Origin of the sequence: Streptomyces fuscigenes, from assembly GCF_021556455.1 — a bacterium.
In the GTDB taxonomy this organism is placed as follows: domain Bacteria; phylum Actinomycetota; class Actinomycetes; order Streptomycetales; family Streptomycetaceae; genus Streptomyces; species Streptomyces fuscigenes.
The window spans coordinates 1-14,920 of the sequence record NZ_JAKGCV010000100.1 but is presented as its reverse complement, the minus strand read 5'-3'; the positions used below and the strand labels follow the sequence as shown (position 1 = coordinate 14,920).

11 protein-coding genes are annotated in these 14,920 nt (G+C 70.9%); 2 read left to right on the top strand and 9 right to left on the bottom strand.

The genetic code is table 11. From position 1 onward, the window contains the following. Positions 1-103 precede the first annotated feature (103 nt). Complete coding sequence (locus L1885_RS11495; protein WP_235796959.1) at positions 104-2,950, bottom strand: choice-of-anchor D domain-containing protein; 2,847 nt, start codon at positions 2,948-2,950, stop codon at positions 104-106. 402 nt (positions 2,951-3,352) lie between these two features. Between L1885_RS11495 and fahA the strand changes: the two genes are divergently transcribed. Both fahA and L1885_RS11485 read left to right on the top strand, forming a co-directional pair. Continuing rightward, positions 3,353-4,591 carry a fumarylacetoacetase gene (fahA, locus tag L1885_RS11490; protein ID WP_235796958.1) on the top strand — a complete coding sequence of 413 codons (1,239 nt, stop codon included), beginning with the start codon at positions 3,353-3,355 and terminating at the stop codon, positions 4,589-4,591. A gap of 195 nt (positions 4,592-4,786) precedes the next feature. Then, on the top strand, positions 4,787-5,404 hold the full coding sequence (locus L1885_RS11485; RefSeq protein WP_235796962.1) for a Uma2 family endonuclease: 618 nt from the start codon (positions 4,787-4,789) through the stop codon (positions 5,402-5,404). A gap of 87 nt (positions 5,405-5,491) precedes the next feature. On the opposite strand, the gene nuoN is transcribed toward L1885_RS11485, so the two are convergent. The 8 genes from nuoN to L1885_RS11445 all read right to left on the bottom strand — a co-directional run. Further along, a complete protein-coding gene (gene nuoN / locus L1885_RS11480) occupies positions 5,492-7,147 on the bottom strand; it encodes an NADH-quinone oxidoreductase subunit NuoN (RefSeq protein WP_235796957.1) in 1,656 nt (551 codons plus the stop codon). Continuing rightward, positions 7,144-8,724 carry an NADH-quinone oxidoreductase subunit M gene (locus L1885_RS11475; RefSeq protein ID WP_235796961.1) on the bottom strand — a complete coding sequence of 527 codons (1,581 nt, stop codon included), beginning with the start codon at positions 8,722-8,724 and terminating at the stop codon, positions 7,144-7,146. Before L1885_RS11475 ends, nuoN begins: the two co-directional genes overlap by 4 nt. Before the next feature lie 5 nt (positions 8,725-8,729). Then, positions 8,730-10,676, bottom strand: coding sequence for an NADH-quinone oxidoreductase subunit L (gene nuoL / locus L1885_RS11470; RefSeq protein WP_235796956.1), 1,947 nt, complete (start codon positions 10,674-10,676; stop codon positions 8,730-8,732). A 14-nt stretch (positions 10,677-10,690) separates the two neighbouring features. After that, on the bottom strand, positions 10,691-10,990 hold the full coding sequence (nuoK, locus tag L1885_RS11465) for an NADH-quinone oxidoreductase subunit NuoK (protein WP_030904048.1): 300 nt from the start codon (positions 10,988-10,990) through the stop codon (positions 10,691-10,693). Continuing rightward, positions 10,987-11,883: an NADH-quinone oxidoreductase subunit J gene (locus tag L1885_RS11460; RefSeq protein ID WP_235796955.1), complete on the bottom strand. Its 897-nt coding sequence runs from the start codon at positions 11,881-11,883 to the stop codon at positions 10,987-10,989. Before L1885_RS11460 ends, nuoK begins: the two co-directional genes overlap by 4 nt. Next, a complete protein-coding gene (gene nuoI / locus L1885_RS11455; RefSeq protein WP_235796960.1) occupies positions 11,880-12,500 on the bottom strand; it encodes an NADH-quinone oxidoreductase subunit NuoI in 621 nt (206 codons plus the stop codon). The genes L1885_RS11460 and nuoI overlap by 4 nt, the downstream gene beginning before the upstream one ends. 49 nt (positions 12,501-12,549) lie before the next feature. Beyond that, positions 12,550-13,917 carry an NADH-quinone oxidoreductase subunit NuoH gene (nuoH, locus tag L1885_RS11450; protein WP_235796954.1) on the bottom strand — a complete coding sequence of 456 codons (1,368 nt, stop codon included), beginning with the start codon at positions 13,915-13,917 and terminating at the stop codon, positions 12,550-12,552. After that, the coding region (locus L1885_RS11445) for a molybdopterin-dependent oxidoreductase (RefSeq protein ID WP_235796953.1) at positions 13,914-14,920 on the bottom strand (1,007 nt) is incomplete at its 5' end. The genes L1885_RS11445 and nuoH, both read right to left, overlap by 4 nt.

Here is a 14,920-nt window from a genome sequence, read left to right as displayed (position 1 = left end):
GCACGACCGCGCCGCCGCGTACGGGGTGCGTACGCGGCGGCGCGGGGCGTGCGGCCCGGACGGCGGGGCCGGCCCGCCGTCCGGGACCGGTGGGCGCCCGTGCTCAGCTCGTCGGGAAGACCTCCAGGTCGGAGAGCTGCCCGGCGTTCCAGCCGGTGTTGGCGGTGATGTTGATCCGCACGTACCGGGCGGTGTTGCCCGGCACCGTGATGCTCACCGTGTTCTGGTTGGCGTTCGGGTCGAAGGTACGGGCGGCGGAGGCCACGGCCGTCGTGAAGTTCGTGCCGTCCGTGGACGTCAGCACCGACAGGGTCTCCTGGCGCGTGTTCCACGCCGTGGCCGGCGGGAGCTTCAGGGTGACCTTGCCGACCTTGTACGAGGCGCCGAGGTCGACCTGCGCCCACTGCGGGAAGGAGCCGTTCTGGCTCTCCCAGTACGAGGACGCGTCGTTGTCGGTCAGGTTCGACGCCACGTACGGGTTGTTGCTGGTGCTGGCCGACGCGGGCCGGCCGGCCGCCAGGTTCGTGGTGCTGCCGATGCCGCTGCCCGAGAGCGAGACGGTCGTGGGACCGTTGTTGGCGTTGCTGCTGACGGTCAGGGTGCCGCTGCGCGTGCCGGCCGCGGTCGGCTTGAACGTGACGGTCGCAGTGCAGGAGGCGCCCGCCGCCAGGGTCGAGCAGGTGTTGGTCTGGCTGAAGTCGCCGGACGTGCTCACCCCCGAGACGGTCGCCGCGGAGGTGCCGGAGTTGGTGAACTTCACCGTCTGCGTGGCCGCGCTCTGGCCGACGACCGTGCCGGCGAAGGCCAGGCTGCCCGGGTCGGCGGACAGGACGGGCCCCGGCGCCACGCCGGTGCCGGACAGTGCCACGGTGTCGGTGGCGCCGCCCGCCTTGACCGTCAGCGACCCGGTGCGGGCGCCGCCCGCGGTCGGCTTGAAGGTGACGGAGACCGTGCAGGAGCCCTTCGCCGGGATCGACGAACCGCACGTGTTGCTCTGCGCGAAGTCGCCGGAGGCGGCGACGGAGGTGACGGCCGCCGCCGAGCCGGTCGGGTTGGCGACCGTGACGGTCTGCGCGGCGCTCGTGCCGCCGGTGGCGACCGAGCCGAAGTTCAGCGCGCTCGGCGAGGTCGTGACGCCCTCGGCCGGGTAGGGCGGGAAGTTCGGTGCGGGCCAGCCGCCGCAGTACGGCGTGCCGGAGATCCCGGAGTTGCCGCCCCCGTCGGTCACCTGGAAGTTGCCGCCCTCGCAGCTGTAGACGGGCGAGGAGGCGCCCACCCCGGTCGCGGTGACGTTGGTGAACTTCGCGGCTCCGCCGGTCTGCTCCTGGAGTGCGAAGGTGCCGGTGCCGGCGATGGTGACGTTGTTGAGGTTGACGCCGCTGACGGTGCCCTCGACCCACTGGACGGCCTCGTACGGGCTCTGCTGGATCAGCGCGTTGGAGACGTTGACCGGCCCGGTGATGGCGCCCTGGCTGCCGTCGAACCACAGCGCGCCGACGCCGAACTGCCAGTTCGGGTCGAGGCTGCCGTCGCGGACGAGGGTGTTGTCGGTGATGTTGGTCGTGCCGACCGGGGTCGACGTGAAGCGCTGCCCCACGTGGATGCCGCCGCCCTGGGCCAGGCCGGTGTCCTGCACGAGGTTGCCGCTGACCGTGTTGTCGTGGCCGCCGTAGATCGCTATGCCGTTCGCGAGGATCTGCAGCGAGACGGTGTTGTCGGAGATGGTGTCGTTCGCGTCGGCGCCGAGCGCGGAGTCGGCCCACGTCGCGATGCCGTCGTCACCGGTGTTGCGGATCTCGCTGTTGGTCACCGTCGAGTTGGTGACCCCGCCGTGGAAGTTGATGCCGTCGGCGGTGGTGTCGCGGATGCGCAGGCCGCTGAGCGTCAGCTTGTCCATCGGGCCGTCCATCCAGGCCCCGACCTTGTCGTGCTCGATCCACAGGTTCGACACGGACGAGTTGCTCATCGCGCCGCCCACCGCGTTGACCTGGGCGCTGTCGTTGCGCTCCTGGACGTCGCCGAAGATCGCGAAGTTCTGCAGGTGGACGTTCGTGCTCGGCGAGGGCGCCGAGTTGCCGTAGAAGCCGGGGGCCGCGCCCGTGACCGTGGAGTACCACATGCCCGCGCCCGCGACCGTCACGTTGTTCACGGCGATGTGGCCCGGGATGTTGTACGTGCCCGGCGGGATCCACACCGTGCCGCCGGAGCCGGCCGCCCGGATCGCCGCGTTGAACGCGTTGGTGGAGTCGGCCTGGCCGCTCGCGTCGGCGCCCTGGCTCGTCACCGAGACCGATCCCGAGGGCTGCGTCAGTGCCGCGCCGACCTGCTCGAAGTCGGCGAAGTCGATCGTGTAGGAGGAGGCCGTGTCGCCCGAGTCCACCTGGAGCTTGAAGGTCGTGCCGGCCGGATAGGTCTGCGGGAGCAGCCGGTGGACCTCGTCGTAGAAGTGGTGGGGGTTGCTGCCGGGCGAGTTGGTGAACGGGTAGCTGCCGTAGTACCAGCTGTAGGCGTTGGTCAGGCTGAAGTCGCTCTGCTTGGTGCCGTTGACGTAGAGCGAGAGCGGGGCGTGGTAGACCGAGCCGCCCGAGGTGTCGGGGATGCTGTAGCGGAAGTCGATCGAGTTGGTCGCCACCGGCGTGGTGAAGGTGACGTACTTGCCGGTGCCCTGGAGGGTCACCGCCTTGCGGTACGACGCCTCGTCGGCCAGCTGGCCCTGGGCGTAACTGGGGCCGATGACGCTTCCGTTGGTCGCCGAATTCTCGGCCTGCACCTCGGCGTAGGCGAGGTTGGCTCCGCTGCCGCCGGTGGCCGCGGCGGCCGCGGCCGGTGAGGGCGCCGGTGCCGCGAAGGCCGTGGCCGCGGGCACCGCGGCCACCCCGCCCGCGGCCAGCAGCGTACTGCCGGCCGTGACGAGGAGCGCCCTTCTCAGGACGCGCAGGGACTGGATCACGTGGCCTTGCTCCTTTCGACGCGGCGCAGGCGCCCGTGCGCACGGCACCGCGGTCAGAGGGGGATGCGAGGAGCTCGAGCTGGGTGGTGCGGGGAGGAGCACGCCCGAAGGGCCGGAACGAGCCGTCCGGGCAAGGGGGACCGTAATCCTCTCGACACAGCTCCGCAATATGTCGACGCGTTTATGTCAAATCTATACTTCGTTTCGCAACAAGCACTGTGACCCTGCGTCAGAACGCAACGATCACCCACGCCGCAGCGGATCACGCGCCGCGGCACGGCCCGGCGGAAGCCGCTCCGGCGTCCGCACCACCCGATCAGGGCCGGTAGATCGGCGTCCGGTGGGTACGAACCTCGCCGTAACGTGTCCCGCACCCCGACGACCCGAAAGCGAGGCGCAGCGATGCCCGAGCGCAGCAGCGGCGGAGACGATCTCTTCGGACCGCACAACCTGCCCTACGGCGTGTTCACCACCGCCGACGAGCCCGGCAGGCGCCGCCTCGGAGTGCGCCTGCACGACCGCGTGCTGGACGCCGGGGCCGCCGCACGGGCCCTCGGCTCGCCGTACGAGGCGCTGCTCGCGCACGGTGACCTGGGCCCGCTGATGGCGGCCGGACGCACGGCCTGGCGGGACGTCAGGCGCGCCCTGACCGCATGGGTGAGCGTGCCGGCGCACCGCGCCGAACTGGAGCCGCTGCTGCACCCGCTGGACACGGTGGAACTGCACCTTCCGTACGCGGTGGCCGACTACGCCGACTTCTACTCCAACGAGCACCACGCGGCCAACGCGGGCGCCATCCTGCGCCCGGGAGGGCGGGCGCTGACCCCGAACTGGAAGCACCTGCCCGTCGGCTACCACGGCCGCGCCGGCACCGTCGTCGTCTCCGGCACGCATGTCGTGCGGCCGACTGGTCAACGCAAAACCTTGACAGCTTCGGAGGGGGATCCCCGGCCCGTCTTCGGACCCACGGCGAAGCTCGACATCGAGGCCGAGGTCGGCTTCGTGGTGGGTGCTCCCTCCCCGCAGGGCGCGCCTGTGCCGCTGGCCGCGTTCCGTGACCACGTGTTCGGCGTGTGTCTGCTCAACGACTGGTCGGCGCGCGACATCCAGGCCTGGGAGGGGCAGCCGCTCGGCCCGTTCCTCGCCAAGTCGTTCGCGACGTCGGTGTCCGCGTGGGTCACGCCGCTGGAGGCCCTGGACGCCGCACGCGTGGCACCGCCGGCCCGCACCGAACCGCTGCTGCCCTACCTCGACGACACGCACGACGACGAGCCGGGCGGCCTCGACCTGCACATCACCGTCTCCGTCAACGGCGAGGAGGTCTCACACCCGCCGTTCTCGTCCATGTACTGGACCGCAGCGCAGCAGCTCGCCCACCTCACCGTGAACGGCGCCTCGCTGCGCACGGGCGACCTCTACGGCTCCGGAACGGTCAGCGGACCCGAGCGCGCACAGCGCGGCTCGCTGCTCGAACTGACCTGGGACGGCGCGGAACCGCTGGACCTGGAGGCGGGCAAGCGCACGTACCTGGAGGACGGCGACGAGGTCGTCCTGAGCGCCTGGGCCCCCGGCCCGGACGGGACGCGGGTGGGGCTCGGCGAGGTGACGGGCCGGGTCGCCCCGGCGGTCACCGGGAGCTGAAGTGACGGAGCGGGCCGCCCCGGCACTGGGACGAGAGCTGAGGCGGCGGACCCGACAGCCACGGCGGTCGCCGGGAGCCGAGGAGGGGGCCCGCGTCAACACGCGACACCGCCGCCATCCCTTCAGGCGAGCATGATCATGTTTCCGGCGGTTACGCTGAGTAGGCCCGCGAGACTGCGTCCCATGGGAGCAGCAATGAGTGCCGAACCCGATCCGGTGCCCGCCCCCGGCCACCCGGAGCACGAGTGGAACATGCCGCCGGCCGGCGGCTGGACCGCCGACGACCTGGACCGGCTTCCCCACCTGCCTCCGCACACGGAGCTGATCGACGGGAGCCTCGTCTTCGCGAGTCACCAGAGCCTGTTCCACAGCCGGGCCGTGAGCTTCTTCACCTGGCAGCTGCAGTCGCTGGCGCCCCCGGACCTGGAGGTCGTACGCGAGTTCACGATCGACATCGACCGGCAGAACCGCCCCGAGCCCGATGTGATCGTGGTGCGCGGCGACGCCGTCGACGATCCGGCCCAGACGCGTCTGCCCGCGGCGGCCGTGGTCCTCGCCGTCGAGGTGGTGTCCCCCGAGTCCGTGTCGCGGGACCGCGAGACGAAGCCGGTGAAGTACGCCCGAGCGGCCATCGAGCACTACTGGCGGGTGGAGAACCGCGGTGGCCGTGCCGTCGTGTACGTCTTCGAGCGGGAGCCCGCCACCGGCGTCTACACCAGCACCGGGATCTTCCACGACCGGCTGAAGACGTCCGTGCCGTTCGACCTCGATCTCGATCTGACGGCGATCACGGCGCGCCGCCGCTCCCTGTAGGCACCCGCGCCGCGGCCCGGCTCCCCCTCCGTGCGGAGAGGAGCCGGGCCGTGTGCGTTGCGGGACGGGTGCGACGCCCGGAGCGGTTCAGCGCGCGAACGTGCCCGCCTGGCTCGCCAGGTCCAGGAAGTACTGCGGCGCGATGCCGAACACCAGGACCACCGCCACGCCGACGCCGATGGTGACCATCGTCAGCGGGGACGGGACCGCGACCGTCGGGCCGTCGGCCCTCGGCTCGCTGAAGAACATCAGGACGATCACGCGGATGTAGAAGAACGCCGCGATCGCCGAGGCGATCACACCGATCACGACCAGCGGGACCGCTCCCCCGGCCGCCGCGGCCTTGAAGACCGCGAACTTCCCCGAGAAGCCCGACGTCAGCGGGATGCCCGCGAACGCCAGCAGGAAGATCGCGAAGACGGCCGCCACGAGCGGCGAACGGCGGCCGAGCCCGGCCCACTTGGACAGGTGCGTGGCCTCGCCGCCCGCGTCGCGCACCAGGGTGACGACGGCGAAGGCGCCGAGCGTCACGAACGAGTAGACGACCAGGTAGAACAGCACCGACGAGATGCCGTCCGGCGAGGCCGCGATCACACCGGCGAGCAGGAAGCCCGCGTGCGCGATCGACGAGTACGCCAGCAGCCGCTTGATGTCGGTCTGGGTGATGGCGACGATGGCACCGCCGACCATGGTGATGATCGCGACGCCCCACATCACCGGGCGCCAGTCCCACGTCATGCCCGGCAGGACCACGTACAGCAGGCGCAGCAGCGCACCGAACGCGGCGACCTTCGTGGCGGCCGCCATGAAGCCCGTGACCGGGGTGGGCGCGCCCTGGTAGACGTCGGGCGTCCACATGTGGAAGGGCACCGCGCCGACCTTGAACAGCAGGCCCGTCAGCAGCATGCCGCCGCCGATCAGCAGCAGCGCGTCGTTGCCCATGGTGCCGGCGAGGGCCGGGTCCACGTTGCGCACGGTGCCGTCGACGACGTCCGCGATCCCCGCGTAGGTGACGGTGCCGGCGTAGCCGTACAGCAGGGCGATCCCGAACAGCAGGAACGCCGAGGAGAACGCGCCCAGCAGGAAGTACTTGACCGCGGCCTCCTGCGACATGAGCCGCTTGCGCCGCGCGACCGCGCACAGCAGGTACAGCGGCAGCGAGAAGACCTCCAGCGCGACGAACAGCGTCAGCAGGTCGTTGGCCGCGGGGAAGACCAGCATGCCCGCCACGGCGAACATCAGGAGCGGGAACACCTCGGTCGTGGTGAACCCGGCCCTGGTCGCGTCCTTCTCCGCGTCGCTGCCCGGCACGGCGGCCGCCTCGGCGGCGAACGAGTCGACGCGGTGGCTGCCCGCGGCCGGGTCGAGCCGGCGCTCCGCGAACGTGAACACCGCGACGATCGCCGTGAGGAGGATGACGCCCTGGAGGAACAGTGCGGGCCCGTCGACCGCGACCGCGCCCTCGGCCGCGATGTGCGCCTTGGAGGCGCTGCCGTAGCCGTCGGCGGCCAGCGCCACCACCACGGCGAACGCGGCCGCGAGTCCCAGGACCGCGAGGATCACCTGGGAGTGGTAGCGGGCCTTGCGCGGCAGGAACGCCTCGAACAGCACGCCCAGCATCGCCACACCGGCGACGATCAGCACCGGGGAGAGCTGGCCGTACTCGATGTGGGGCGACGGGATGCTGCCGATCGAATCGGCCGCCGTCGTTGTCCACAGGCTGTGGACAGCTGGCGCGCTCATCGGGACGCCTCCAACTGGGGGTGGGGATCGGTCTGGTCGACCTGCGACATGGTCTGGTGCACCGCCGGGTTGACGATGTCGGTCAGGGGCTTCGGGTAGACGCCGAGGAAGATCAGCAGGGCGATCAGCGGCGCCACCACCACCAGCTCCCGGACCTTCAGGTCCGGCATGCCCTGGACCGTGGCCTTCACCGGCCCGGTCATGGTGCGCTGGTAGAGGACGAGCACGTACAGCGCGGCCAACACGATGCCGATCGTCGCGATGATCCCGATCACCGGGTAGCGGCTGAACGTGCCGACCAGGACGAGGAACTCGCTGACGAACGGCGACAGGCCCGGCAGCGACAGCGTCGCGAGCCCGCCGATCAGGAACGTGCCCGCGAGCACCGGGGCGACCTTCTGCACCCCGCCGTAGTCACTGATCAGGCGCGAGCCGCGCCGCGAGATCAGGAAGCCGGCCACCAGCATGAGCGCCGCCGTCGAGATGCCGTGGTTGACCATGTACAGCGTCGCGCCGGACTGGCCCTGGCTCGTCATGGCGAAGATGCCCATGATGATGAAGCCGAAGTGCGAGATGGACGCGTACGCGATCAGGCGCTTGATGTCCCGCTGGCCCACCGCGAGCAGCGCCCCGTAGACGATGCTGATCAGCGCCAGCACCAGGATCACCGGCGTGGCCCACTTGGACGCCTCGGGGAAGAGCTGGAGGCAGAAGCGGAGCATGGCGAACGTGCCGACCTTGTCGACGACCGCCGTGATCAGCACCGCGACCGGCGCCGTGGACTCCCCCATCGCGTTCGGCAGCCAGGTGTGCACCGGCCACAGCGGGGCCTTCACCGCGAAGGCGAAGAAGAAGCCGAGGAACAGCCAGCGCTCGGTGGACGTCGCCATCGACAGGTCGCCGCTGGCCCGCAGGTGCGCGATGTCCGTGAGCGAGAACGTGCCCGCCACGACGTACACCCCGATGACCGCGGCCAGCATGATCAGGCCGCCGACCAGGTTGTAGAGGAGGAACTTCACGGCCGCGTAGCTGCGCTGCGTGGCCGCCGCCTCGTCCCCGCCGGCGTGCGCCCGGTCGCCGAAGCCGCCGATGAGGAAGTACATCGGGATGAGCATGGCTTCGAACAGCAGGTAGAAGAGGAAGACGTCGGTGGCCTCGAAGGAGAGGATCACCATCGCCTCGACCGCCAGGATCAGCGCGAAGAAGCCCTGCGTCGGCCGCCACCTGCGGTTGGGCTCGGCGCCCTCGAGGACGTCGGCGTCGTGCCAGCCCGCGAGGATCACGAACGGGATCAGCAGTGCGGTCAGCGCGAGCAGCGCCACCCCGATGCCGTCGACGCCGAGGTCGTACGAGACCCCGAAGTCCTTGATCCACGTGTGCGACTCGGTCAGCTGGAACGGACCGCTGCCGCCCGGGTCGAACTTCACGACCACGACGGCCGCCAGGGCCAGGGTCGCGATCGAGAACAGCAGCGCGGTCCACTTGGCGGCCGTGCGCCGCGCGGCGGGCACCGCCGCGGTGACGATCGCGCCGGCGGCGGGCAGTGCGGCCGTGACGGTCAGAAAGGGGAACGACATCGCACTCACACCGCCCTCATCAACAGCGTCGCGGCGACGACCACAGCCGTACCTCCGAACATCGAGAGCGCGTAGGAACGCGCATAGCCGTTCTGCACCTTGCGCAGGCGGCCGGACAGGCCGCCGAACGACGCCGCCGTCCCGTTGACCACTCCGTCCACCAGCGAGTGGTCCACGTACACGAGCGAACGGGTCAGGTGCTCGCCGCCCCGGACCAGGACCACGTGGTTGAAGTCGTCCTGGAGCAGGTCGCGGCGGGCCGCGCGGGTGAGCAGCGAGCCGCGGGGCGCGACCGCGGGCACCGGACGCCTGCCGTACTGCAGGTAGGCGATGCCGACGCCGACGAGCAGCAGCACGATCGTGGCCGTGGTGACGACGCCGGCGCTGACCGGCGAGTGGCCCTCGCTGTGGCCCGTGACGGGCTCCAGCCAGTTCAGGAACCGGTTGCCGATGCCGAAGAAGGCGCCCGCGCCGACCGAGCCGACCGCGAGGACGATCATCGGGATCGTCATGATCCAGGGCGACTCGTGCGGGTGCGGCTCGTCGTGCGCGCCCCGCCCGGCCGCGGCCGGCTCCGCGCTCGGCGCGTCGGGCGAGCGGGTCTCCGCGTGGCGCCAGCGCTCCTCGCCGAAGAACGTCATCAGCATCATCCGCGTCATGTAGTACGCGGTGATCGCGGCGCCGAGCAGCGTGACCGCGCCGAGGATCCAGCCCTCGGTGCCGCCCTTCGCGAAGGCCGCCTCGATGATCTTGTCCTTGGAGAAGAAGCCGGACAGGCCCGGGAAGCCGATGATCGCGAGGTAGCCGAGTCCGAACGTGACGAACGTGACCGGCATGTACCTGCGCAGACCGCCGTACTTGCGCATGTCGACCTCGTCGTTCATGCCGTGCATCACGGAGCCCGCGCCGAGGAACAGACCGGCCTTGAAGAAGCCGTGCGTCACCAGGTGCATGATCGCGAAGACGTAGCCGATCGGGCCGAGCCCGGCCGCGAGGATCATGTACCCGATCTGCGACATCGTCGACCCGGCGAGGGACTTCTTGATGTCGTCCTTCGCGCAACCGACGATCGCACCGAAGATCAGCGTGACCGCCCCGACCACGACCACCACCAACTGGGCGTTCGGCGCGCCGTTGAAGACGGCCGAGGACCGGGTGATGAGGTACACGCCCGCGGTCACCATCGTCGCCGCGTGGATCAGCGCCGACACCGGCGTCGGGCCCTCCATCGCGTCGCCGAGCCAGGACTGCAGCGGCACCTGCGCGGACTTGCCGCAGGCCGCGAGCAGCAGCATCAGGCTGATCGCCGTGAGCTTGCCCTCGCTCGCGCCGTCCGCCGCGCCGAACACGCCCCCGAAGGCGAACGTGCCGAACGTGGTGAACATCAGCATGATCGCGATCGACAGGCCCATGTCGCCGACGCGGTTGACGAGGAACGCCTTCTTCGCCGCGGTCGCCGCGCTCGGCTTGTGCTGCCAGAACCCGATCAGCAGGTACGAGGCGAGGCCGACACCCTCCCAGCCCATGTACAGCAGCAGGTAGTTGTCGGCGAGGACGAGCAGCAGCATCGCCGCGAGGAAGAGGTTCAGGTATCCGAAGAAGCGGCGGCGGCGCTCGTCGTGCGCCATGTAGCCCACCGAGTACAGGTGGATGAGCGTGCCGACCCCGCTGATCAGCAGGACGAACGTCATCGACAGCTGGTCGAGCTGGAAGCCCATGTCCGCCTTGAACCCGGCGACGGGCACCCAGGTGAACAGGTGCTGGTGCATCGTGCGCGCGTCGGCGCCCTTGCCCAGCATGTCGACGAACAGCACGGCCCCGATGACGAAGGAGGCGGCGGCGAGCACCGTGCCGAGCCAGTGGCCCACCCGGTCCAGGGCCCGCCCGCCGCACAGGAGCACAGCGGCCCCCAGCAATGGCGCCGCGATGAGCAGCGCGATGAGATTGTCCACGATTCAGCGACCCCTCAGAGCTTCATCAGGCTGGCGTCGTCGACCGAGGCCGAGTGGCGGGCGCGGAACATCGACACGATGATGGCGAGGCCGACGACGACCTCCGCCGCGGCCACGACCATCGTGAAGAAGGCGATGATCTGGCCGTCGAGATTGCCGTGCAGGCGGGAGAACGCGACGAACGCGAGATTGCACGCGTTGAGCATCAGCTCCACGCACATGAACACCACGATCGCGTTCCGCCGGATCAGGACACCCGCCGCGCCGATCGTGAACAGCAGCGATGCCAGATAGAGGTAGTAGACCGGATTCATCGGGTGGCCCCCTCCGTTGTCTCGCGTCCTTCGCGGTCCTCGCGCCCCGCGGCGCCCGCGCCCGTGCCCTCGCCGCGTTCGCGGCCGAGCCGGCTCTCGGAGCGCTGCTCCAGCGCCTTCAGGTCGGCGATGGCCTCCTGCGACACGTCGCGGATCTGGCCCCGGCCCTTGAGGGTCTGCATGACCGTCAGGTCGGAGGGGGTGCCGTCGGGCAGGAGGCCCGCGACGTCCACCGCGTTGTGCCGGGCGTAGACGCCCGGGGCCGGCAGCGGCGGGAGCTGGACGCCCTTGCGGACGCGCTCCTGCGACTGCTCCCGCTGCGTCTTGGCCCGCTCGACGCGCTCGCGGTGCGTCAGCACCATGGCGCCGACGGCCGCGGTGATCAGCAGCGCGCCGGTGAGCTCGAAGGCGAACACGTACTTGGTGAAGATCAGCGCGGCCAGGCCCTGCGGGTTCCCGTTCGCGTTGGCGTGGCCGAGGCCGTTCCAGGAGCGCAGCGAGGCGTTGGCGATGCCCGCGATGAGCAGGACGCCGAAGCCGACGCCGCACAGGGCGGCCAGCCAGCGCTGCCCCTTCAGGGTCTCCTGGAGGGAGTCCGCGGCGCTCACGCCGACGAGCATCACCACGAAGAGGAACAGCATCATGATCGCGCCCGTGTAGACCACGATCTGCACGATGCCGAGGAAGTAGGCGCCGTTGGCCAGGTAGAACACCGCCAGGACGATCATCGTCCCGGCCAGGCACAGGGCGCTGTGGACCGCCTTGCGCATCAGGATCGTGCACAGCGCGCCGATCACCGCGACGACGCCGAGGACCCAGAACTGCACGGCCTCCCCGGTCGAGGTCTGGTACGCGGCCGACGCGGCCAGCGTGCTCACGTCCGCGGGACTCATCCGCCGATCACCCTCTTCGACGCGGGCTCGTCCTCACCGAAGTCGGACGCGCCCTCCTGGGGGTGCTCCCCCTTGGTGAACGCCACCTGCGGGACCGTGCCCGGCGCGGCCTCGGTGACCCGGCCGCGGTAGTAGTCCTGCTCGTCGGTGCCCGGGTAGATGGCGTGCGGCGAGTCGACCATGCCCTCCTCCAGGCCGGCGAGCAGCTGGTCCTTGGTGTAGATCAGGTTCTGCCGGGAGGAGTCGGCGAGCTCGAACTCGTTGGTCATCGTCAGGGCCCGGGTGGGGCACGCCTCGATGCACAGGCCGCACAGGATGCAGCGGGCGTAGTTGATCTGGTAGACGCGGCCGTAGCGCTCGCCCGGCGAGTACCGTTCCTCGTCGGTGTTGTCCGCGCCCTCCACGTAGATCGCGTCGGCCGGGCAGGCCCACGCGCACAGTTCGCAGCCGACGCACTTCTCCAGGCCGTCCGGATGCCGGTTGAGCTGGTGGCGGCCGTGGAAGCGCGGGGCCGTCACCTTCTCCTGCTCCGGGTACTGCTCCGTGAGCCGCCGCTTGAACATGGCGGAGAAGGTGACTCCGAACCCGGCCACGGGATTCTTCGGCAACGGGGGCACGCTTCCGGCCGGGGCCCCGCCCTGGCCGCCCCCCTCGGGGCTGTTGCTGTCAGACACCGCTCTCCTCCTTCCCGTCGCTCTCTGTGTTGGACACGCCAGTGGCGATGAGCTCACGCCTGCGGCGCGGATTTCTGCGCGGAACGGACGGAAGTGTCTGGCCGGGCAGCGGCGGCACGGGGAACCCGCCCGCCATCGGGTCGAACTCCGGTGGGCCCGCCGCCTGCTCGGCGGCCTCCTCGGCCTTCTCTCCCCGGCCGCGGAACATGTCGGCCACGAAGGAGATCAGCAGGATCGCGATGACCGCCCCCGCGACGTACAGGAGGATCGACGTGAAGTCGTAGTGCCGGTTCTGCAGGGCCCGCACGGTCGCCACGAGCATCAGCCAGACCACCGAGACGGGGATCAGGACCTTCCAGCCCAGCTTCATCAGCTGGTCGTAGCGGACTCGGGGCAGGGTGCCGCGCAGCCAGATGAAGAAGAACAGCAGCAGCTGCACCTTGACGACGAACCAGAGGATCGGCCACCAGCCGTGGTTGGCGCCCTCCCAGAACGTCGAGATGGGCCAGGGCGCGCGCCAGCCGCCGAGGAAGAGGGTCGTCGACACGGCCGAGACCGTCACCATGTTCACGTACTCGGCGAGCATGAACATCGCGAACTTGATGGACGAGTACTCGGTGTTGAAGCCGCCGACGAGGTCGCCCTCGGACTCCGGCATGTCGAAGGGGGCGCGGTTGGTCTCCCCCACCATCGTGACGATGTAGATGATGAAGGACACCGGCAGCAGGACGATGAACCACCGGTCCTTCTGGGCGTCCACGATCGCGGACGTCGACATCGACCCGGAGTAGAGGAACACCGACGCGAACGCGGCGCCCATCGCGATCTCGTAGGAGATCATCTGCGCGCACGAGCGGAGCCCGCCGAGCAGCGGGTACGTCGAGCCGGACGACCAGCCCGCGAGGACGATGCCGTAGATGCCGACGGACGCGCACGCGAGGACGTAGAGCATCGCGATCGGCAGGTCGGTGAGCTGCATCGTGGTGCGGGTGCCGAAGATCGAGATCTCGTCGCCGGCCGGCCCGAAGGGGATCACCGCGATCGCCATGAAGGCCGGCACCGCGCCGACGATCGGCGCGAGCACGTAGACGAACTTGTCGGCCCGGCGGACGACGAGGTCCTCCTTCAGCATCAGCTTGATGCCGTCGGCGAGGGACTGCAGCATGCCCCAGGGCCCGTGCCGGTTGGGGCCGATGCGCCGCTGCATCCAGGCGACGACCTTGCGCTCCCACACGATGGAGAAGAGGACCGTCACCATGAGGAACGCGAAGCAGAAGATCGCCTTGACGATCACGAGCCACCACGGGTCCCTGCCGAACAGCGACAGGTTCTCGGCGGCCAGCATCATGGTCGGGCTCATCGCCGCGCCTCCGGGGTGTCGGTCGACGGGTTCGTCGGGTCGCCGCTCGCGCCGCCGGCCGCCGGGGCGCCGCCCGCCGGACCGGTGCCCGCCGCCGGGTCGGCATCGGCCCCCGCTCCGGGAGCCGCCGGTGCGAGAGCGACCGGGGTGCCCGCCGCCGCGCCCGTCGTCTCCGCGGTGGAGTTCAGCGGCAGCCACACGACGCGGTCCGGGAGGTCGCGGGTGACCTGGAGCGGCAGCGTCACCGCGCCGCCCGGGCCGGTGACGGTGAGCAGGGCCCCGGGCGCCACGCCCGTCTCGTCCGCCGTCGTCGGCGACAGCCGCGCCACGGCCGCGTGCCGCGTGCCGGCCAGCGCCTCGTCACCCTCCTGGAGGACGCCGCGGTCCAGCAGCATGCGGTGGCCGGCCAGGATCGCCTCGCCCGCGCCGGGCCTCGGCAGCGGCTGGGAGGGTTCGAACGGGGGCGTCGAACGCGGCCCCGTCCACAGGCCGAGCGCGTCGATCTCCCGCCGTACCGACGCGAGGTCGGGCAGGCCGAAGGCCACGTCCATCTCGTCCGCCAGCATGTGCAGCACCCGGGCGTCGCTCGGGGCGAGGCGCGCCGTCATCTGCTCGGGCTTCAGCGCCGCCTCGAACGGACGGGGCCGGCCCTCCCAGTTGAGGAACGTGCCGGGCTTCTCCGCCACGGCCGCCACCGGGAAGACCACGTCGGCCCGCTCGCTCACCTCGGTCGGCCGCAGCTCGAACGAGACCACGAAGCCGGCGCGGTCCAGCGCCTCGCGGGCCCGGGCCGGGTCGGGCAGGTCCTCCACCCCGACCCCCGCGACCACCAGGGCGCCGAGTTCGCCGGCTGCCGCCGCCTCCACGATCTGGCCGGTGTCCCGCCCGTAGTGGTGCGGGAGTTCGCGCACGCCCCAGGCCGCCGCGGTCTCCTCGCGCGCCCGCGGGTCGGTGGCCGGGCGGCCGCCCGGGAGCAGCGACGGCAGCGCGCCCGCCTCGACGG